The sequence below is a fragment of the Ruegeria sp. HKCCA5839 genome, assembly GCF_013035585.1.
Lineage (GTDB): Bacteria > Pseudomonadota > Alphaproteobacteria > Rhodobacterales > Rhodobacteraceae > Ruegeria.
The window spans coordinates 981,255-1,000,309 of record NZ_WQIE01000001.1; the positions used below are offsets into that span (position 1 = coordinate 981,255).

General features: G+C 58.9%; 20 protein-coding genes. 14 read left to right on the forward strand and 6 right to left on the reverse strand.

Annotation, left to right across the window (positions count from 1 at the left end):
- Positions 1–187 precede the first annotated feature (187 nt).
- Genes GOV38_RS04815 through selD form a run of 7 tightly spaced genes read left to right on the forward strand, consistent with a single transcriptional unit; the run spans position 188 to position 8,280 of the window.
- Positions 188–3,058: a monovalent cation/H+ antiporter subunit A gene (locus GOV38_RS04815; RefSeq protein WP_171207806.1), complete on the forward strand. Its 2,871-nt coding sequence runs from the start codon at positions 188–190 to the stop codon at positions 3,056–3,058.
- Positions 3,058–3,417, forward strand: a complete 360-nt coding sequence (locus GOV38_RS04820; RefSeq protein ID WP_171128734.1) for a Na+/H+ antiporter subunit C — start codon at positions 3,058–3,060, stop codon at positions 3,415–3,417. Before GOV38_RS04815 ends, GOV38_RS04820 begins: the two co-directional genes overlap by 1 nt.
- Positions 3,414–4,958: a monovalent cation/H+ antiporter subunit D gene (locus GOV38_RS04825; protein ID WP_171207807.1), complete on the forward strand. Its 1,545-nt coding sequence runs from the start codon at positions 3,414–3,416 to the stop codon at positions 4,956–4,958. The genes GOV38_RS04820 and GOV38_RS04825 overlap by 4 nt, the downstream gene beginning before the upstream one ends.
- On the forward strand, positions 4,958–5,455 hold the full coding sequence (locus GOV38_RS04830; RefSeq protein ID WP_171102284.1) for a Na+/H+ antiporter subunit E: 498 nt from the start codon (positions 4,958–4,960) through the stop codon (positions 5,453–5,455). The genes GOV38_RS04825 and GOV38_RS04830 overlap by 1 nt, the downstream gene beginning before the upstream one ends.
- Entirely contained in the window at positions 5,452–5,721 is a 270-nt protein-coding gene (locus GOV38_RS04835; protein WP_171102285.1) for a K+/H+ antiporter subunit F, read from the forward strand. The genes GOV38_RS04830 and GOV38_RS04835 overlap by 4 nt, the downstream gene beginning before the upstream one ends.
- Positions 5,722–5,728: 7 nt before the next feature.
- Positions 5,729–6,115 (forward strand): Na+/H+ antiporter subunit G, encoded by a 387-nt coding sequence (locus GOV38_RS04840; RefSeq protein ID WP_171207808.1) that lies wholly within the window; start codon positions 5,729–5,731, stop codon positions 6,113–6,115.
- Positions 6,116–6,120: 5 nt separating this feature from the next.
- Positions 6,121–8,280, forward strand: a complete 2,160-nt coding sequence (gene selD, locus GOV38_RS04845; protein WP_171207809.1) for a selenide, water dikinase SelD — start codon at positions 6,121–6,123, stop codon at positions 8,278–8,280.
- Here selD and mnmH read toward each other — a convergent pair.
- Positions 8,271–9,320 carry a tRNA 2-selenouridine(34) synthase MnmH gene (gene mnmH / locus GOV38_RS04850; protein ID WP_171207810.1) on the reverse strand — a complete coding sequence of 350 codons (1,050 nt, stop codon included), beginning with the start codon at positions 9,318–9,320 and terminating at the stop codon, positions 8,271–8,273. The genes selD and mnmH overlap by 10 nt on opposite strands.
- A 44-nt stretch (positions 9,321–9,364) precedes the next feature.
- The gene (locus GOV38_RS04855) at positions 9,365–10,033 is read right to left on the reverse strand and encodes an SOS response-associated peptidase (RefSeq protein WP_171207811.1); all 669 of its coding nucleotides are present in this window, start codon (positions 10,031–10,033) and stop codon (positions 9,365–9,367) included.
- Positions 10,034–10,088: 55 nt separating this feature from the next.
- Between GOV38_RS04855 and GOV38_RS04860 the strand changes: the two genes are divergently transcribed.
- Complete coding sequence (locus GOV38_RS04860; RefSeq protein WP_171207812.1) at positions 10,089–11,741, forward strand: sulfotransferase; 1,653 nt, start codon at positions 10,089–10,091, stop codon at positions 11,739–11,741.
- Positions 11,742–11,798: 57 nt separating this feature from the next.
- Here GOV38_RS04860 and GOV38_RS04865 read toward each other — a convergent pair whose 3' ends face one another.
- On the reverse strand, positions 11,799–13,382 hold the full coding sequence (locus GOV38_RS04865; protein WP_171207813.1) for a bifunctional UDP-sugar hydrolase/5'-nucleotidase: 1,584 nt from the start codon (positions 13,380–13,382) through the stop codon (positions 11,799–11,801).
- Positions 13,383–13,489: 107 nt separating this feature from the next.
- Between GOV38_RS04865 and GOV38_RS04870 the strand changes: the two genes are divergently transcribed.
- Genes GOV38_RS04870 through arsC form a run of 4 tightly spaced genes read left to right on the forward strand, consistent with a single transcriptional unit; the run spans position 13,490 to position 15,649 of the window.
- A complete protein-coding gene (locus GOV38_RS04870) occupies positions 13,490–13,828 on the forward strand; it encodes a DUF952 domain-containing protein (protein ID WP_171128720.1) in 339 nt (112 codons plus the stop codon).
- Positions 13,825–14,256: a DUF1330 domain-containing protein gene (locus tag GOV38_RS04875; RefSeq protein WP_171207814.1), complete on the forward strand. Its 432-nt coding sequence runs from the start codon at positions 13,825–13,827 to the stop codon at positions 14,254–14,256. Before GOV38_RS04870 ends, GOV38_RS04875 begins: the two co-directional genes overlap by 4 nt.
- A complete protein-coding gene (locus GOV38_RS04880) occupies positions 14,253–15,311 on the forward strand; it encodes a quinone-dependent dihydroorotate dehydrogenase (protein WP_171207815.1) in 1,059 nt (352 codons plus the stop codon). Before GOV38_RS04875 ends, GOV38_RS04880 begins: the two co-directional genes overlap by 4 nt.
- Positions 15,308–15,649, forward strand: a complete 342-nt coding sequence (gene arsC, locus GOV38_RS04885) for an arsenate reductase (glutaredoxin) (RefSeq protein ID WP_171207943.1) — start codon at positions 15,308–15,310, stop codon at positions 15,647–15,649. The genes GOV38_RS04880 and arsC overlap by 4 nt, the downstream gene beginning before the upstream one ends.
- Here the strand turns inward: arsC and GOV38_RS04890 are convergent.
- Genes GOV38_RS04890 through GOV38_RS04900 form a run of 3 tightly spaced genes read right to left on the reverse strand, consistent with a single transcriptional unit; the run spans position 15,646 to position 17,904 of the window.
- Positions 15,646–16,962, reverse strand: a complete 1,317-nt coding sequence (locus GOV38_RS04890) for an MATE family efflux transporter (protein ID WP_171207816.1) — start codon at positions 16,960–16,962, stop codon at positions 15,646–15,648. The two genes, arsC and GOV38_RS04890, sit on opposite strands and share 4 nt — an antisense overlap.
- Positions 16,963–16,964: 2 nt before the next feature.
- On the reverse strand, positions 16,965–17,483 hold the full coding sequence (locus GOV38_RS04895) for a PaaI family thioesterase (RefSeq protein ID WP_171102296.1): 519 nt from the start codon (positions 17,481–17,483) through the stop codon (positions 16,965–16,967).
- A gap of 1 nt (position 17,484) precedes the next feature.
- On the reverse strand, positions 17,485–17,904 hold the full coding sequence (locus tag GOV38_RS04900) for a PaaI family thioesterase (protein WP_171102297.1): 420 nt from the start codon (positions 17,902–17,904) through the stop codon (positions 17,485–17,487).
- Between the two features lie 116 nt (positions 17,905–18,020).
- Between GOV38_RS04900 and GOV38_RS04905 the strand changes: the two genes are divergently transcribed.
- Together GOV38_RS04905 and GOV38_RS04910 are read left to right on the forward strand one after the other, a co-directional pair.
- On the forward strand, positions 18,021–18,389 hold the full coding sequence (locus tag GOV38_RS04905; protein WP_171102298.1) for a MerR family DNA-binding transcriptional regulator: 369 nt from the start codon (positions 18,021–18,023) through the stop codon (positions 18,387–18,389).
- A 255-nt stretch (positions 18,390–18,644) separates the two neighbouring features.
- A complete protein-coding gene (locus GOV38_RS04910; protein WP_171102299.1) occupies positions 18,645–19,046 on the forward strand; it encodes a MerR family DNA-binding transcriptional regulator in 402 nt (133 codons plus the stop codon).
- Positions 19,047–19,055: the final 9 nt, after the last annotated feature.

Consider the following 19,055-nt stretch of genomic DNA (forward strand, 5'->3'; position numbering starts at 1 on the left):
ACAGATGGGTTTGGCTTGCCGCGCCGAAAATCCGGGCTTTGATCAAGTTCGCGTCATTATATCGCATTCAGTCCCGCACCGTAGGGGGTCCGTAGAACACCGTGAAAAACTTGCAAGTTCTGGACAGTGGAAAAAATATCCTTACAAAATTGGTTTCACCCTGACCGCCCACCCCGGAGTATCGCAATTGTCCCTATTCCTTATCGCGGCCCTTCCCTTCCTTGGCGCTGTCTTTCCTGCCCTGCTGATCCGTGCAGGCCGGAATGCGGCCGCATCTGCCGCAGGGTTGACCACGTTTCTGGCCCTGATGGGCCTGCTGATCCATATCCCATCGGTGATGCGCGGCGAGGTGATCACCGCCCGGTTTGACTGGATCCCGATCCTGGGGCTGAACGCAAACTTCATGCTGGACGGGCTGGGTTTTCTTTTTGCGCTGCTGATCCTGGGCATCGGCCTGCTGATCATCCTCTACGCGCGGTTCTATCTGTCGCGCGAAGACCCGATGGGTCAGTTCTATACCTATCTGCTGCTGTTTCAGGGCGCTATGGTGGGGATCGTCCTGTCTGACAATATCCTTCTTCTGCTTATTTTCTGGGAACTTACATCGCTGAGCTCATTCTTGCTGATTGGCTATTGGAAACACCTGCCTGAAGGGCGGCAGGGCGCACGCATGGCGCTGGCTGTCACTGGCTCAGGCGGGTTGGCAATGATCGCGGGGATGCTAATCCTGGGCAATATCGTGGGGTCTTATGACCTCAGCGTCATTCTTCAAAACAAAGAGCTGATCCAGGCCTCGCCCTATTACCTGCCCGCGCTGATCCTGATCCTGCTGGGTTGCTTCACCAAATCCGCGCAGTTCCCGTTTCACTTCTGGCTGCCTCACGCGATGGCGGCGCCCACTCCGGTTTCGGCCTATCTGCACTCGGCCACCATGGTGAAGGCAGGCCTGTTCCTGATGGCCCGGATGTGGCCGGTTCTGGCGGGTACGGATGCGTGGTTCTATATCGTGGCAACCACAGGCCTAATCACCATGCTGATCGGCGCCGTGATTGCGCTGTTCAAGGATGACCTCAAGGCCTTGCTGGCGTTTTCGACCGTGTCGCATCTGGGCCTGATCACCATGCTGCTGGGCTTTGGCACCAAATTCGCCACCGTCGCAGCGGTGTTTCACATCATCAACCACGCCACCTTCAAGGCCGCCTTGTTCATGACCGCAGGCATTGTCGATCACGAGACAGGCACCCGCGACATCAAAAAGCTGGGCGGGCTGCGGCACCTGATGCCAATCACCTTCACAATTGGCACAATCGCCGCCCTGTCCATGGCGGGTCTTCCGCCATTGAACGGGTTTTTGTCGAAGGAAATGATGCTGGAGGAGACGGTTCACACGACCTGGCTGAACTCGGATTACCTGGTGCCTGTTCTGGCCGTGGTCGCGGCGCTGTTCTCAGCCGCTTACTCGTTCCGCTTCGTCAGCCATGTGTTCCTTGGGCCGCAGCGCGACTCCTATCCGTCCAAGCCACATGACCCGCCTGTGGGTCTTTGGATTGCGCCCTCGCTCCTGGTCGTGCTGGTTGTTTTAATTGGTCTGTACTCTGCAGCAATCGTGGGACCGTTGGTCGCCGTCGTCTCAAGCGCGGTGATCGGGGGTGAAAAGCTGCCCTATTATTCTCTGAAACTCTGGCACGGCTTCACACCTGCGCTTTACATGTCGGTGATTGCCACTTTGGGCGGTCTGTTCCTGCTGTCTTTGCACAGCCATGCCGAGCGCCTTTGGAACGCCCTGCCCCGCCCCGAGGCCAAGGTGATTTTCGAGGCCATTATCAATGCGCTGACCCGCCTGAGCAACTGGATCACCGATGAACTGCATAACGGTGTGATCAGCCGTTATGCCATCATCCTGATCGCCTTCACCGTTGCCTTGGGCTACTACGCCTTTTCCACGGGCGGTATGGGTTTGCCAACGCGCGTACCCTTGCCTGCGCAGATCATTCCCATCATTGGCTGGATCTGTCTGGTGGGCGCGACGCTGGCGATCATGTGGTTCCACCGAAACCGCCTGCTGTCGCTGGTGCTGATTGGCGTGGTCGGCTTGATCGTTTCGATGGCGTTCAACTATCTCTCGGCCCCGGATCTGGCACTGACCCAGATCTCGGTCGAGGTGGTGACGATGATCCTGTTGTTGCTGTCGCTGAACTTTCTGCCCACCGACACACCCTGGGACAGCACCGCCGGGCGACGTTGGCGCGACGCCGCGATTTCCGTTGTGGCGGGCATTGGCTCTGGCGCACTGATCTATGCCATCATGCTGAGGGACTTTGCCTTCCCGACGATCTCAGACTTTCACCTCGCCAACTCGTACAAAGGCGGCGGAGGCACCAATGTGGTGAACGTGATCCTGGTAGACTTCCGGGGCTTTGATACGTTCGGAGAGATTATTGTGCTGGGGATCGCCGCGCTAATCATCTTTGCCCTGACCGAGGCCGTTCTGGGCAGCAATGTCCGCGCCTATCTGCTGAACCGCAAACCGCATTGGCCGCAATCAGGCGATTCCCACCCGCTGATGATGGTTGTGGCCACCCGTGTGATGATGCCCATAGCCCTGATGGTGGGCGCTTACATCTTCTTCAGGGGTCACAACCAACCCGGAGGCGGTTTCATCGCCGGTCTGATTGTCGCCATTGCCTTCCTGATGCAATACATGGCCAGCGGCTATACCTGGGCGATTGAGCGGCAACGGTTCTACTACCATGGCACCATCGGCTGGGGCGTTTTGATCGCCGCCGCCACCGGCATCGGCGCCTGGTTCAACGAGCGGCCGTTCCTGACCAGTGATTTCGGCTATATCAACTGGCCGCCGTTGGAAGAGTTCGAGTGGGCCACCGCAATCCTGTTTGACACGGGCGTTTTCCTGGCCGTGCTTGGGGCCGTGATGCTGGCGCTGGACAGCTTGTCCCGCTTCGCCTGGCAGCCGGGTATGGCACAAGAGTTCCCGATGGACATCAACCCGCTGCGGGACAGTCCGCCGGAAGACGATAAAGAGAAGGAGCAGGGCTGATGGAAGCGCTTGTAGCCTCTGCCGTGGGCGTCATGACGGCGGCCGGAATTTTCCTTATCCTGCGTCGCCGGACCTTTCCCGTCATTCTGGGCCTTTCGCTGATCACCTATGCGGTCAACGTGTTCCTGTTCGCCACTGGGCGTCTGGCGCTGAACGCGCCTGCGGTTTTGAACAAATACGAAGACGTCGCCTATACCGACCCGCTGCCTCAGGCGTTGGTGCTGACAGCCATCGTGATCTCATTCGGGATGACGGCGGTGATCGTGATGATCGCGCTCAGCGCCTATCTGTCGTCAAAGGACGATCATATCGACATGAAACCCGATGACAGCGTGGACGCGCCGGGAGAAGACGCATGAACCATTGGATCGTTGCGCCGATCGTTCTTCCTGCGATCCTGGCCCCTTTCATCATCATGGTGCTGCGCTATCACCTGGACTTGCAGCGCATCTTCTCAATCGCCGGTGTTGTCGGGTTGCTGGGCATTGCCCTGACCATCACCGCGCAGGCCTCGGGCGGTGATATTCAGGTCTATGAGCTGGGCGACTGGCCCGCGCCGTTCGGGATCGTTCTGGTGCTGGACAAGCTTTCAGCGATGATGGTGCTGCTGACCGCGTTGCTGGCCCTGCCCATTGTTCTTTACGCCATCGGTTCGGGCTGGGACGAAAGGGGCAAGCATTTCCATGCGTTGTTCCATTTCCAGCTGATGGGCGTGTGTGGCGCCTTTCTGACCGGCGACGCCTTTAACCTGTTTGTTTTCTTCGAGGTGCTGCTGATCGCCTCATACGGCCTGATGACCCATGGCGGTGGCGCAGTGCGATTAAAGGCCGGCGTGCAATATGTGGCCTATAACCTGATCGGCTCGACCCTATTTCTGTTCGCATTGGGAACGATCTATGGCGTGACCGGCACGCTCAACATGGCCGACTTGGCCGTGCGCGTGGCCGAGATTCCACCCGAAGATACCGCCCTGTTGCGGGTTGGCGCGGTTTTGCTGTTGCTCGTCTTCTGCATCAAGGCCGCTGTATTGCCACTGCATTTCTGGCTGCCCGCCAGCTATGCCAACGCGCCTTTGCCGGTAGCCGCGCTGTTCGCGATCATGACAAAGGTAGGAGCCTATTCGATCCTGCGGGTCTATACTCTGGCCTTTGGCCCCGACGTGGCGGTGACCGATGGTTTGATCGGCGATTGGCTGCAACCCGCCGCTTTGCTGACGCTGGCTGTTGGTACAATCGGCATATTGGGCTCGAACCATATCGCGCGAATTTTTGCCTTTTGCGCCATCGCCTCGATGGGGACCCTGCTGATCGCGATCTCTTTGTTCAGCGAGACCGCCACTGCTGCGGCGCTGTATTATATCTTCCATTCCACGCTGGCGACTGCTTTGCTGTTTCTGGTGGCGGATATGGTCATGGAACGCCGCGGAGGCGCGATTGAGCCCAAGGCCCCGATGGCACAGAACGGGCTGATCGCCGCCCTGTTCTTTGTGGGTGCCATCGCGCTGGCGGGCATGCCGCCGCTGTCGGGCTTCATCGGCAAGCTGTTGGTGCTTGATGCCTCCCGCGACGCACCGGATGCCACGGCGGTTTGGGCCGTTATCCTGATCGGGTCTTTCGTGACCATTGTCGGCTTGGCCCGCGCGGGCACGTCGATCTTCTGGAAGAGCTATGACGCCGCGATCACCCCGCCACCCGCCGGGGAAACAGACGACGACATGCAGGTATCGAGCACGCCAGAGCCGTCGCCTGGATTGGCCTTTGCATCCGTGTTTGGGGTCGTCGCGGGGCTTGCCTTGTTGACCATATTTGCCGGCCCGGCGCTGACTTATGCCAGCGGGACAGCGGCGCAATTGTTCACGCCGGATGATTACATCTCGGCTGTGTTGGGAGGGGAAGAATGATGAAGCTGCTCAGGCGAATTTTCCCGCACCCGCACCTGACTTTCCTGCTGACGGTTGTGTGGGTCCTGCTGGCCAATAATGGCTCGCTGAACTCGGTCGTGTTTGGCCTGCTATTGGGGATCATCATCCCGTTCATTACGCAGCCCTATTGGCCAGACCGCCCCAAGCTGCGCAACTGGTCCATGGTGGTCGAATACATCCTGGTTGTGCTGTGGGATATCGTGATCGCAAATATCACCGTGGCTCGGATCATCCTGTTCAAACGCGACTCTGACCGCGAGCCGAACTGGGTGTGCGTCCCGCTTGATCTGCGCACGCCCGAGGCGATCACGGTATTGGCTGGCACCATCACGATGACACCCGGTACAGTCAGCTGTGATCTGTCGGCGCAGGGGCACAATCTGCTGGTCCATTGCCTGGACGCCCCCGACCCCGCCGCCGTTCGGGATGAGATCAAACAACGTTACGAACGCCGCCTGAAGGAGATTTTCGAATGATCACCTATGCGCTCTATTTCACCTTTGCCTGTTTCGGCGCGGCGATCATGATGTGCCTGTGGCGGATCATCACCGCAGATGGTGTGGGCACCCGCGTGCTGGCCTTGGATACGATGGTGATCAATACCATTGCTCTGATGATCCTCTACGGTTTGAAGGAAGGCACCGAGATCTTCTTTGAATCAGCTATGATCATCGCCATGCTCGGCTTTGTCTCAACCGTGGCCTATGCGCGTTTCATGCTGCGCGGCAACATTATCGAATGAGGCTGGCATGACAGGTATTTTCGAAATTCTGATCGCCTTTTTTCTGATCGTCTCTGGCATTTTCGGCTTTGTCGGATCGTTCGGGATGATCAAGTTGAAAGACCCGATGTCGCGACTGCACGCACCCACCAAGGCGACAACGCTGGGCGTTGGCGGGGTGCTCTTGGCGTCCATCGCGCATTCTGTATTGCTGGAAGGCAAACTGTCTCTGCACGAGCTGTTGATCACGCTGTTTCTTTTCCTCACAGCACCGATCACGGCCCTGTTCATTGCCAAATGGCATATTCACCGCCATGAACAGCCACAGGATTTGCCGGACGCGGGCGAGGATGAGCTTTGGGCCACCCACGCGATTGAGCAGGTCGAAGACGTCCCGGATCACAGCGCGAATTAAGACCCATGAACAGACCGCCCCTGCCTTTGACCCGCGATCTGGTGCTGATTGGCGGGGGCCATACCCACGCGCTGCTTTTGCGCAAATGGGGCATGAACCCGCTGCCGGGTGCGCGCGTGACCGTGATAAACCCCGGCCCGACCGCGCCCTACTCGGGTATGCTGCCGGGGTTTGTGGCGGGGCATTATGACCGAGACGCGCTGGATATCGATCTGATCAAACTGGCGCGTTTTGCCGGGGCCCGGGTGGTTCTGGGCGCCGTAGAGGGGATCGACGCGGAAAACCACAGGGTTCATCTGCCCGACCGACCGTCGATTGCCTTTGACGTGGCCTCGATCAATGTGGGCATCACCTCGGACATGCCTGCCCTGCCCGGATTTGCGGAACACGCCGTCCCCGCCAAGCCGCTGGGACGTTTTGCAGCGCGTTGGGCCGAATACCTGTCAGGCGACGGTCCTGCCTCCATTGTCGTGATCGGTGGCGGCGTGGCCGGGGCCGAGCTTGCCATGGCGATGGCTCACGCTTTGCTTAGCCGGCGCAGGCAAGGCACGGTGACCGTGATCGACAATGCCACCGCGCTGACCGCAACCAAGCCCAAATCAGCCGATACCATTCGCAAGGCGATGGCCGAATTGGGTGTGACTCTGATCGAAAGCGCCAGCATAGCGCGGATCACCGCAGAATATGTGGAACTGACGGACGGGCAACAGATCGCGGCGCATTTCGTGACTGGGGCGGCCGGGGCGAAACCCTATGATTGGATGGCCGAAACCGGACTTGAGATGCAGGACGGCTTCATCAAGGTGAACAGCTATTTGCAATCCAGTGACCCGCTGATTTTTGCCGCAGGCGACTGCGCGCATCTGACGGAAAACCCACGCCCCAAAGCAGGCGTCTATGCGGTGCGGGAAGCGCCTATCCTGTACAACAACCTCCGTGCAGCGCTGGGGTCCGGACGGCTGAAACGCTATATACCGCAGAATGATTACCTCAAGCTCATCTCGCTGGGCGGGAAATCCGCGCTGGGTGAACGGCTGGGCAAGTCCTTAAGCGGGTCTTTGATGTGGCGCTGGAAAGACCACATCGATCAAAACTTCATGAACAAGTTTCGCGATCTGCCCAAGATGGAACCTCCGGCCCTGCCCCACGCACGCGCGGCGGGGGTGCAAGAGGCGCTGGGGGACAAGCCCATGTGCGGCGGATGCGGGGCCAAGTTGGGACGTGCCGCGTTAACGGACGTTTTGAACCAGCGCCCCCCCCCGTCGCGCGACGATGTGGTGCCCTTGCCCGGCGATGATGCCGCCCTGCTGAAAACCGGCGACGCGCAGCAGGTCATGACCACCGATCACCTACGCAGCTTTGTACACGATCCGGTGCTGATGACCCGCATCGCCGCGGTTCACGCGCTTGGCGATATCTGGGCAATGGGGGCCCAGCCACAGGCGGCCACAGCCACTATCATCCTGTCGCGCATGTCCGCCACGTTGCAAAGCCGCACGCTGACCGAGATCATGGCCACAGCCGACGCGGTCATCCGCGCAGCCGGAGCGGAAATTGTCGGCGGGCACAGTTCGATGGGCGATGAGATGACCATCGGCTTCACCCTGACCGGCCTGTGTGAAAACGAGCCGATCACCCTGTCTGGCGGCAAGCCGGGGAACGCGTTGATCCTGACCAAACCTTTGGGCAGCGGCGTCCTGATGGCTGCCGAAATGGCTGGGGATGCGGAAGGGCAATGGGTTGCCCAGGCCTACACGCACATGAGCCAGCCTCAGAGCGAGGCCTCCAGACTGCTGCACGCGGCCCATGCGATGACCGACGTGACAGGGTTTGGTCTGGCCGGGCATTTGCAAGGGCTCTGCGTAGCCTCTGGCTGCGGCGCGGTGCTGGATCTTGATGCTATTCCCACGCTGCCTGGAGCGGTCGAGCTGTCCACGCGCGGTGTGGCTTCGACGCTCTACCCGGAAAACCGCGCGCTTGTGCCGAACCTGCCCGAAGACGGAAAAGCCGCTTTGCTGTTTGATCCCCAAACCGCCGGGGGTCTACTGGCCGCCATCGCGCCGGATACCGCAACCGTGCTTTGTGATCAGTTGAAGGCCGCAGGCTATCCCGCTGCAATCATTGGGCATCTGACCGAAACACCAGGTCTGGCGCTTCAAAGCTGAGCCAAAATCTCTTCGATCCGCGACGCCGCGACGGAAAGACCCTGCCCATCCAGCGCCACCTGAATGCGCGCGACCTCCTCTACGGTACGACCGCGCCGAGATTTCTCATAGGCCGGATCATAGTGCTGCTCCATCAGCGCCTGCGTGAGCGCGGGTTTGTCACCAACGGCGATCAACGCCATCCATCCGTCGACAACCGCGTGTCCCCGATGCGCCCGAAGCGGTGAGAGCCTGTCGCGCAGGCGCTCGGTATCGGACAGAATATCGTCATAGGCCTGCACCAGATAGGCCGTTCGGGCCGCGACCGAGGCCTCGATTCGAATGCGCGGCACCGCGCATAAGTCCTGCCAGACACTGGGCGGCAAGATCAGCTTGCCAAGCTTGGACGATTCCGCCTCAACCACCACGGGCCGTGCCGGATCCAATGCACAAAGCGCAGCCGCCAGTTGCGATTCAAAGGCCTTTTGGCTGGGTTGCCCTCCGGGCTGTTCACCCAGCAAAGACCCGCGATGATTGGCGAGGTCTTCAAGGTCCAGAACCTGAACATCCCGCGCCCGCAATCGCGCCAGAATTTCGGTTTTTGCCGTGCCCGTATAGCCGTCCAACGCCACCAGCCGATGCGCAAGCGGGTCCTCATACAGGTAAGCGTTCACCAGCCGCCGATAGGTCCGATATCCGCCGTCGACGACATCCGCACGCCAACCGATCTGTTGCAACGTCCACGCGAATGAACCCGACCTCTGCCCGCCGCGCCAGCAATAAACCAACGGTCGCCAGCCGCCCTCATGATGGCTCAGGCGTTGTTCGATGTGGTCGGCGGTGTTGCGAAACACCAAAGCTGCACCCAGCTTGCGCGCCAGAAACGGGCTTTGCTGCACATAGATCGTCCCCACCCGCGCGCGTTCCTCATCGTCCAGAACCGGCAGGTTGATCGCCCCCGGCAAATGATCCTCGGCATATTCCGCAGGGCTGCGCACATCGATCACCGTGTCAAACCCGTGCGCGTAAAGCTGCGGCAAGCTGGAGAATGTCATAGCCATATCAACGATCTAATCTGCGACGCGGTGAAAGGGAAGTTCGGTGGTCATTCTGCGTCAAACGGTTCGATCAGTTCGGGGCCGCTGGCCCGGTTCGAGTTCACCGCGACCCTCACGCGGTAATAGTCCAATACCTCCTCGGCCCCTGGCTGCATCAGCCGCGCCGCGCCTTTTCCTTCCTCTCCCAACCATAGCGACCAGTTCTCCGGCTCAAGAATTAGGGGCATTCGGTGATGGATCGCACCGAGATGCGTATTGGCGGCGGTGGTCACGATGGCGCATGTGGATTGTCTCGCGTCTTCCGGCCCCCAATCCTGCCAGACGCCCGCAAAAGCAATCGGTTCTTGATCCCGTCGCTGGATGTACCACGGCAGGCGTTTTCCGTCCTTGGTCTTGGTCCATTCATAAAAGCCGGTCGCAAGGATCAGACAGCGGCGTTCGCGGCAGGCCGCGCGAAAGGCAGGTTTTTCCGCCAACGTCTCTGCCCGCGCGTTGATCAGCAGCGGCCCATCGGTCGGTGATTTGTACCAATGTGGCAAGAACCCCCATCGCAAAGAATCCAGCTTGCGCCCGCCCGCGCCCGACCGGACCACATGCACCCCATTGGCTGGGCAGATATTGTAATTCGGCACCTCGGGCAGAGTGTTGGATGGGCGCGCCGAAAACAGCTGCGCCATGGCGTCATTGGGGAGAGTGTTTGCAATCCGGCCACACATGGATAAACAACTTTCAAGGCGTATTCGTTCAGACACAAGGTCTAAAATCACCGACATGGCACAACAAACAGCGAAATCGCTCAAGACCAAAGCAATAAACGATCTTGAGGCTGGAAAGCTGGCGCAGGCATTGAAAAAGGCACAATTGGGGGTCAAGAAATTCCCCAAAGACACAGACTATCTTGCCATCGCAGGGTTTGTGCTGACCGAGATGCAACAATATCGCAAGTCGATCCCTTATTTTGCTGAGGCTGCAAAACGAAAGCCCGAAGATCCGCAATTTGCCGAAAACCTCGCGAACGCGCTTATGCAAACAGGTCAGATCCCGCGCGCCTTGAGCTATGCCGAGCAGAAGCTGAAGGTTTTTCCCGACAACAAGGAACTGGTCCGTGTCACAGACGAGATTCAGTTAAAGGGCAAGAACTGGCGGCTTATTATTGACCACGCAACCAAACGCCTTCAGGCGGAACCCGACAACGCGGAAATGCTGTCCAACCGTGGACGCGCCTATGGGCAAATAGCATTTAACGAACATGCCACATCTGACATCGCTCGTGCCTACGAACTTGCCCCGGACGTCGAAGACATCGCGATCAGACGGGCCACGAATCTGCATCAGTCGGGGGACAAGGAAGGTGCGAAGGAGATACTTGACCGTATCTTTGCGCGAAATCCCAAAAATGCTGCGGTATTGTACCCATTGGCTGAGAGCGCGCCCGAAGATGAATTCCCCGTTTTGCGAACGGCGATCGAGAACGCCATCGCGCAAAGCGAGCAACAGGACTCGGTGCTTGAATTTGCCAAAGCGATTTTGCTGCGGCGCTCTGAAGGTCTGGACGCATCCATGCCTCAGTTCGCAAAGGCAAATACTGCGCAGCACGAATCCAATCCCTATGATCCCAATCTGGAAGAACAGACCTTCGAAACGCTTTGTCGCCTGTTCCCTGTAGATGCTCCGGCGCCGTCTTCTGATGTGATCCAATCCCCTCAACCGATCTTCGTCATTGGCCAACCGCGATCTGGCACCACACTTATGGAGATGATGCTCAGCTCTGCTCCGGGCATAGCAGGATGCGGTGAGTTGATGATCTCAGGAGATCTCAGCGCTGAGCCTTATCAGAAGGGTGTGCCCTTCACCTCGGAAGATGCCACCGTTTTCGCTGGTGAATACCGCAAATTGCTGCCCCCGATCCCGGAAGACACCATCGCTTTCGTGGACAAGATGCCCCATAACTATCAACAAGTTGGGTTCTTGCTGGCGGCGTTTCCCAATGCCCGCGTGATCAACATGTTACGTGATCCGCGCGACGTGGGCCTTTCGAAATGGATACGTCGTTTCCCGGCCCCAGGGATGCGCTATGCGTCAAATCTGGAAGCCATCGCACATTCTGCGAACCTCTACCGCAAATACATGGCCCATTGGCAAAAAGGGTTTGGGGATCGCATCCTGACCGTACCTTACGAGGATCTGGTCTCGGACCCCGAGACGTTGAGCCGCAAAGTGACAGATTTTTGCGGCATTCCGTGGCACGAAAAAATGGTGCAGCCTGAAAAGAATACAAAACTGGTAAAGACAGCCAGCATAGACCAGGTGCGCAACAAGATTTCGACCAAGTCAATTGGTGGATGGCGCGCGGTCGAAGACCACATCCGGCCAATGCTTGAAGGTTTTGATCCAGCGCTTTGGCCGGAATACGATTTGTCCTGACCCCGGACACGAAAAAAGGCAGCACGTATCGTGCTGCCTTTCCGAGTTCTACCGAGATTACTTCTGCTTGATGCGCCCATCCACATAGGGCTTGTAGGGTGCGTTTTCGGCTAGGTATGCCGCCGTGACATCTGCCAGGTCCGGGCCAAAGTCGTAGGCGTTTTTGTCGTCGCCTTCGAACATCGAGTAACCGTCGCCGCCATTGCGGACATAGTTGTTCGTCACCACCAGATAGGTCGCCGCAGGATCGATAGGTTCAAACCCATCCCCTTTGGCCACCAGAACTTCGGTAATCCGGCCTTCGTTCGGTGCGACAGATGGATCCCAGGTAAAGGTCATGCCAGCCACCTGCGGGAAACGACCTTTGACCTCTTCAACCTGGCTGACACCGTTTTCCAAGGCATCGATGACGCCCTGCCCGCTGATCTCGAAGGTCGACAGAGTGTTCTGGAACGGCAGCACTGTCAGCACTTCACCCATGGTGACCTCGCCTTCGTCAATCGACGCTCGCAGACCGCCCGAATTGGCGATGGCCAATTGAACACCCTGACCTGCCACATGAGACAGCATCGCATCGGCCACAAGGTTGCCCATCTCACATTCCTGCACACGGCAAACCGAGCGGTCCCCCTCGATGGCCGAGGCGCTTTCAGCCACCACCAGCTGCTTCATCTCTTCGATAGGAGCGCCCATCTCGGACACGCGTGCAGCAATAGCCTCATCCGGGGTGACGGAAGCGTCCAGCAGGATCGGCTCGCCCTCTGCCGAAATCAGGTTGCCATCATCGTCGAATGTCAGTGTGACTTCGCCCAGATACTTCGAATACGCATAAGCCTGAACGACCGGCACATCGCCCACCATCATGGGATAGCTGCCCGCCGCACCTTCTTGCGTATTGGACAAGAGTGTGTGCGAGTGGCCACCAACCACAAGATCAAGGCCGGGCACCTGCTCGGCGATTTCAATATCCTTGGCCAGACCCACATGGTTCAGGGCGATGATGATGTTGACGCCCTCTTCCTGCAGTTTGGCAACATCCGCTTTCAGGCTTTCAATCTCATCCTGAAACACCACGTCCTTGCCCGGGCTTGATGTATCGACCGTATCTGTCGCCAAGGCCGAGATGATGCCGATTTTCTGGCCGCCGACCTCCAGTACCACATGGTTGTCTACCTTGCCCTTCAGCTCTTTCGACGAGCTCAGGTCTAGGTTGCCTGAAATCACCGGAAAACTGACCGCTTCGATAAATGCTGCCAGACCTTCGGGGCCATCATCAAACTCGTGATTGCCCACGGCCATCACATCATAGCCGATGGCTTCCATGAATTCGGCCTCGGCAGCGCCTTTGTAGGTTGTATAGAACAGCGACCCCTGGAACGGGTCACCAGCATCCAGCAACAATACATTGTCATCTGCCAGCGCATCGCGGCGGGCATCGACCAGTGTTTTCAGCCGGGCCACACCACCAAAACACTTGCCTTCGGCTTCGTCCTCGGCGCCGCAGGTCGAATCGTATTTGTTAATGGATTCGATGCGGCTGTGGATGTCGTTGGTATGTAGAATGGTCAGTTTGTAATCTGCAAACGCCATACCGGCCGTCAGGCCAAGTGCTGCGGCAGATGTCAGCAAACGGTTGAACATAGTTGGACTCCCTGTCGTTATGCGCATGATCGTGCGACGTGGATGGCCAAGAGTCAAAGGGGGAAATCCGGCTTGATTCTACCCGCCGCGCGGGGCATCACACACGCATGCTGATCTACAAGATTTTCCGCGCCGACGAATGGGCCGCGTTGCAGGCGACGGGCGCCACGGATGGGGCCCCAATTGACGTAAGCGATGGCTTTGTGCACTTCTCGACCGCCGCGCAGGCGCAGGAAACTGCGGCCAAGCATTTTGCGGGTGAACACGATCTCACCCTTCTGGCCTGCGATGGTGAAGCTATGGGAGACGACCTGAAATGGGAGGTCTCGCGCGGAGGCGCGCTGTTCCCACATCTCTACCGTCAAATCCGCATGTCAGATGTGATCTGGGCCCGCGACCTGCCGTTTGATGGTCAGGCGCACCAATTCCCCGAGGAGATGGAATGACCGGTTTCATCGATCCCGAGCGCGAACAATTCGAAGCATTCAAATCCCTCGACCGTGACCACCCGATCGAGATGCTCAACCTGGTCAAATTCCGCAAGATCGCAGACTACCCCACCGATCATGCGCTGGCGGGCGCCGGGCTAAGCGGAGCGCAGGCCTATCGCAACTACGGAGCGGAAACGGCTCCGATCATCGACCGGCTTGGCGCGTCGATCCTGTGGCGCGGGGCATTTCAGACGATGCTCATCGGTCCGCAGGACGAAGCCTGGGACGCGGTGTTCATAGCACAATACCCCACCGCACACGCGTTTCTGGAGATGGTAACAGACCCGGCCTATCGCGCCGCGGTGGTGCACCGGCAAGCGGCGGTCGAAACCTCTCGCCTGATCCGGTGTGCGCCCACAGAAGGTGGAGCGTCTTTCGGATGAAATTGACTGAGCGACTGGGGCTGGCAGCCCTGCACCGGCTTGACCCTGAAACCGCGCATGGGCTGTCGATTAAGGCTCTAACCGCCGGTCTTGCGCCGACACCGGGGCCGGTAACATCCGAACGACTGAGAACAAATGTGGCCGGGCTGACCTTGCCCAACCCCGTTGGGCTTGCCGCCGGGTTCGACAAAAACGGTGAGGCGCTGGCCCCTCTGTCGCGCGCCGGGTTTGGATTCATCGAGGTCGGAGCGGTCACGCCACGCCCGCAGCCCGGGAACCCCAAACCACGCCTGTTTCGCCTGACCGAAGACCGCGCCGCGATCAATCGCTTTGGGTTCAACAATGAAGGCATGGAAGTCATGGCCGGGCGACTGGCTGCGCGTCCCAAAGATGCGGTGATCGGTCTGAACCTTGGCGCGAACAAAGACAGCGACGACCGTCCCGGCGATTTTGCCAAAGTGCTGGCCCATTGCGCAACGCATCTGGATTTCGCGACGGTCAACGTCTCATCGCCCAATACCGAAAAGCTGCGGGATTTGCAGGGCAAGGCCGCGCTTGGCGCGCTGTTGGGTGGTGTGATCGAAACCCGCGACGCTCTGCCCCGCCCCATTCCGATCTTTCTGAAAATCGCACCTGATCTGACGGCAGACGAGTTGCAAGACATCGCCGATGTCGCGCGCGAGACCGGGGTGGACGCGGTGATCGCCACCAACACAACCCTGTCGCGCGATGGCTTGCGCAGCGCCGATAAGGATCAGGCCGGAGGATTGTCGGGCGCACCCTTGTTCGACAAGTCTACCCGCGTATTGGCGCAGCTGAGCCAGCTGACAGGTGGCGAAATCCCTTTGATCGGAGTTGGCGGTATCAGCACGGCAGAGCAGGCCTATGCCAAGATTTGCGCCGGGGCCTCGGCGGTGCAATTCTATACCGCGATGGTTTATGGCGGCATTTCTTTGGCGGCTGAGATCGCCCACGGGCTGGATCAGCTTTTGGCGCGAGATGGATACACTATTGTCGCGCAGGCTGTTGGCAGCAAGCGAGAGGAATGGCTGTGATCGAATATTGGCACAATCCGCGTTGTTCAAAGTCACGTGCGGGCCTCGCGTTGCTGCAAGATCAAGGCGCGCAGATTGAGGTTCGGAAATATCTTGAGGATGCGCCCACCACCGCTGAGATCCGGGCCGCGCTAAAGAAGCTGGGTCTCCCGGCCTTCGATATGATGCGCAAGGGCGAAAAGACCTTCAAGGCACTGGGGCTTTCGAAGACAGACTCAGAGGACGTGTTAATCCAGGCCATGGCGGACAACCCGATCCTGATCGAGCGCTCTTTGGCCATCGCTGGTGACAAAGCGGCGATTGGACGCCCGCCCGAGACCCTGTTGGATCTGCTTTAGGCCACCCCCGCCTCAAGCTTGGGATATCGCCATCCCAGCGTGAGACCGCGCGCGATGTTCAAAACCATAAGCGCGGCCCACAGCCCGTGATTGCCCATCATCGGCACCAGAACGAACAGAGCCACCACGTAGATCGCAACAGACTGGATCATCGCGTTTCGCATGGCCCGGGTCCAGGTGGCGCCGATATAGATGCCATCAAACATCCAGCTTGCCACCCCGATCACAGGGGCAAGAGCCGCCCAGATCAAATAGTCTCGTGCTGCCACCCGAACCTCAGGTGATGTTGACATCAGGTCGATCAGCGCGGGCCCTGCAAGGAAAAAGATCAGCCCCAGCATGATGGCCCCCGCCACGCCCCATTGGGACGCCATGATCGAGGCCTGCCTGACCGCGCCCCGGTTACGTGCACCCACCGCGCCACCCACCAGCGCCTCGGCGGAAAAGGCGAACCCGTCCAGCGCAAAGGCGGTGATCTCAAGAAACTGCAACAGCACCTGATTGGCTGCCAGAGTTACGTCCCCAAGATCAGACCCGACAAACAGAAACGTGGTGAAAGACCCGGTCAGCAGGACAGACCGGATCATGATATCCGTATTCACCTGCAACATCCGCTTAAGCCGTTGGGCATCAAAGATGCGCGGCCAATCTTTCCATCTTTGGCCAGCAAAGCCTTCGCGGCACAACCATACGCCCAGCGCCAGCCCCGACCATTCGGCAATCAGCGTAGCGATGGCCACGCCCTCCACGCCCCAGCCCAGCCCCAGAACGAACCACAGATCGAGCACAATATTCAGCCCGTTCATCCAGATCTGCAAAAGAAACACGCCGCGCGTGCGTTCGATGGCAATCAACCAGCCTGTGATCGCATACAGCGCAATCGTCGCGGGCGCCCCCCAGATGCGGATTTCCAGGTAATCCCGCGTCAGGGCCTCGACCTCGGGGCTGGCGGGTGACAGGGCAAAGGCGCCACAGAACAAACCCAGCTGCGCCACGATCATGACCAAACCGGCGGTGCCCCCAAGCAGCAAACCGCGCATCAGGAGCGCACCTGTCTCGGCTGTGTCCCCGGCCCCGCGCGCCTGTGCGGCCAAACCGGTTGTGCCCATGCGCAGAAATCCGAAGATCCAATAGATCGCCGACAGGATCACTGCGCCCATGCCAACCGCCCCGATCGGGGCCGCCTGACCCATCTGCCCGACCACACCGGTATCGACCGCACCCAAAATGGGCACGGTCGCATTTGACAGCACAATCGGCAGCGCGATCTTCAGAACGCGCCGATGGGTGATGGGCGCGTTGGCGTCCTCCACACTCAGCCCTTTGGTTTGGGGGGTTGCGGCATCAGGAAATGCCCGGTTCCCTGTGCAAACAGTTTCGCGTGATTATCTTGCCAGGCTTCGACCCGGACCGAAGCATAGCGCCGCCCCGACCTGTTCACAAATGCGCGCGCATAGGCGTCGCGTGGTAGGCCCGAGCGCAGATAATCGACCGTGAAATCGATCGTTTTGGGAAAGCGGATGCTTTCGTCGGTCAGGATGTCCTGTGCTTCAATCTCGCCGCTTTCAATTCTGGGAAACATGGTTTCCCAACTCAGCGTGATCACGGCGGTCACTTCCAGAAAAGCCGCGGTGACACCGCCATGAATCGCGGGTAGAAAAGGATTGCCAATCAGCTTTTCGTCAAAGTTCAACACACCCGTCAGCTCGTCGCCGCGCCGATCAAAGGTGATGTCGAGAAAGCGGATATAGGGCACGCCTTCGACCAGCGCTTTAAGCGCCGCGTCACGGCGTTGCTTGACCACCTGCATGGGTTCTGGACGGGAGCGCGCCATCTTAACCACCCTCAACGGTAAAGGCACCGGACGCGGTTGCGACCGGTGTTTCCTGGTCATCATCCGTTGCGGTGGCCCGCACAAAAGCCACGTTGCGCGTGATGTGATAGCAGGTGGCACGGGTCCGTATGCTTTGCCCCGGTGTGGCGGCTCGCATGTAATCGATACGCAGATCTATTGTTGCTGTTCCGCCAGGCGCTGAAGGATGGCTCATGACCGCCGCTCCGCAACAGGTATCCAGCATCGTCGACACCGCGCCCCCATGGATAACACCGGTGCGCGGATCACCGATCAGCTGCGCATTGTATGGCATCGTGATCTCAGCCTCTCCTTCGCCAATGCTGGTCAGGTTCAGCCCCAGCGCCTTGGCGTGCGGGATCGCCTCAATGAACTGACGGGCTAAAACTGTCTTGTCTACCATGGGCTTGCGTCCTGTTCTGGTCGTGCCCCTTTATGAGCCCGCACCACCAGAAAGAGCAACCCCGGCTGTTGCGCTGCCCACAGTGACCGCCTAACGTGCAGCCGAGGAGGAAAGGTATGTCGGAAAGCCGTTTGACACTGAACGAAATGTGCGACGCGTTTGACGTGACCAAACGTACATTGCGCTATTACGAATATATCGAACTCCTTCAGCCAGAACGTGAGGGGCGAACGCGCTACTACGGCCCGCGCGAACGCGCCCGTATGAAGCTGATCATGCGCGGTCGGACATTCGGCTTTTCGCTGGAAGAAATCCGTCAATGGCTGCTGATCTACGAGGATCAGGGCAACCAGGCGCAAATGGCGGCATTCATCGAAATGGCGGATCGTCAGATGCCCGAGTTGCAAAAGCAACGCGAACAGTTGGACGAAGCCATGACGGCCTTGCAGGAACTGCGCGACCAAACTGCAAAGCTGCTGAAATAGATCACACGCCGTGGCGGCCTGACCTGTGCATCTGCGCGCTCCAGGCACGAAGGTCGTTGCAATTCTCCCTTCACCTGAAATTTGGGCTGCCCTAAGGGCAAGAAAATTACAACGCGGCCCATTTACGCGAATGGAAGTTACGTCAACTTATTTGTGACGCAGCGTCCACATTACGTAAACGTCATCGGCATGTTGTAAAACACGCGACGACTGCGCAAGTCGGTTGGCATGACGCCAGTGATGAGAGTTTGAGACATGACCGAAGACCTGATGACGATCCGCGAGATGTGCGAGGCCTATGATGTCACGCCGCGCACCCTGCGGTTTTATGAGGCGAAAGAGCTTTTGTTTCCGATCCGCGAAGGCCAAAAGCGTTTGTTCACCAAACGCGACCGGGCGCGCCTGAAGCTGATTCTGCGCGGAAAACGGTTTGGCTTCAGCCTCGAAGAGATCCGTCAACTTCTGGATCTCTATCACGTGGGCGACCAGCAGCTCACCCAGATGTGCCGGACATATGAGATCGCGACCGAACGTCTGGCCGATATGGAATCGCGCCGGGACGAGCTGACACAGGCCATCGATGATCTGAAAGAACAGCTACGCTGGGGCGAAAAAGTCATTGCCTCGATGAAACAGGAAAAGAAGGCGGCTGAATAAGCCCGCCCT

What these genes read in the sequence shown, in the direction of transcription:
- GOV38_RS04820 (WP_171128734.1), top strand. Translation starts at nt 3,058, where the DNA reads ATGGAAGCGCTTGTAGCCTCTGCCGTGGGCGTCATGACGGCGGCCGGA.
- GOV38_RS04825 (WP_171207807.1), top strand. Translation starts at nt 3,414, where the DNA reads ATGAACCATTGGATCGTTGCGCCGATCGTTCTTCCTGCGATCCTGGCC.
- GOV38_RS04830 (WP_171102284.1), top strand. Translation starts at nt 4,958, where the DNA reads ATGAAGCTGCTCAGGCGAATTTTCCCGCACCCGCACCTGACTTTCCTG.
- GOV38_RS04835 (WP_171102285.1), top strand. Translation starts at nt 5,452, where the DNA reads ATGATCACCTATGCGCTCTATTTCACCTTTGCCTGTTTCGGCGCGGCG.
- GOV38_RS04840 (WP_171207808.1), top strand. Translation starts at nt 5,729, where the DNA reads ATGACAGGTATTTTCGAAATTCTGATCGCCTTTTTTCTGATCGTCTCT.
- selD (WP_171207809.1), top strand. Translation starts at nt 6,121, where the DNA reads ATGAACAGACCGCCCCTGCCTTTGACCCGCGATCTGGTGCTGATTGGC.
- mnmH (WP_171207810.1), bottom strand. Translation starts at nt 9,320, where the DNA reads ATGGCTATGACATTCTCCAGCTTGCCGCAGCTTTACGCGCACGGGTTT.
- GOV38_RS04855 (WP_171207811.1), bottom strand. Translation starts at nt 10,033, where the DNA reads ATGTGTGGCCGGATTGCAAACACTCTCCCCAATGACGCCATGGCGCAG.
- GOV38_RS04860 (WP_171207812.1), top strand. Translation starts at nt 10,089, where the DNA reads ATGGCACAACAAACAGCGAAATCGCTCAAGACCAAAGCAATAAACGAT.
- GOV38_RS04865 (WP_171207813.1), bottom strand. Translation starts at nt 13,382, where the DNA reads ATGTTCAACCGTTTGCTGACATCTGCCGCAGCACTTGGCCTGACGGCC.
- GOV38_RS04870 (WP_171128720.1), top strand. Translation starts at nt 13,490, where the DNA reads ATGCTGATCTACAAGATTTTCCGCGCCGACGAATGGGCCGCGTTGCAG.
- GOV38_RS04875 (WP_171207814.1), top strand. Translation starts at nt 13,825, where the DNA reads ATGACCGGTTTCATCGATCCCGAGCGCGAACAATTCGAAGCATTCAAA.
- GOV38_RS04880 (WP_171207815.1), top strand. Translation starts at nt 14,253, where the DNA reads ATGAAATTGACTGAGCGACTGGGGCTGGCAGCCCTGCACCGGCTTGAC.
- GOV38_RS04895 (WP_171102296.1), bottom strand. Translation starts at nt 17,483, where the DNA reads ATGGCGCGCTCCCGTCCAGAACCCATGCAGGTGGTCAAGCAACGCCGT.
- GOV38_RS04900 (WP_171102297.1), bottom strand. Translation starts at nt 17,904, where the DNA reads ATGGTAGACAAGACAGTTTTAGCCCGTCAGTTCATTGAGGCGATCCCG.
- GOV38_RS04905 (WP_171102298.1), top strand. Translation starts at nt 18,021, where the DNA reads ATGTCGGAAAGCCGTTTGACACTGAACGAAATGTGCGACGCGTTTGAC.
- GOV38_RS04910 (WP_171102299.1), top strand. Translation starts at nt 18,645, where the DNA reads ATGACCGAAGACCTGATGACGATCCGCGAGATGTGCGAGGCCTATGAT.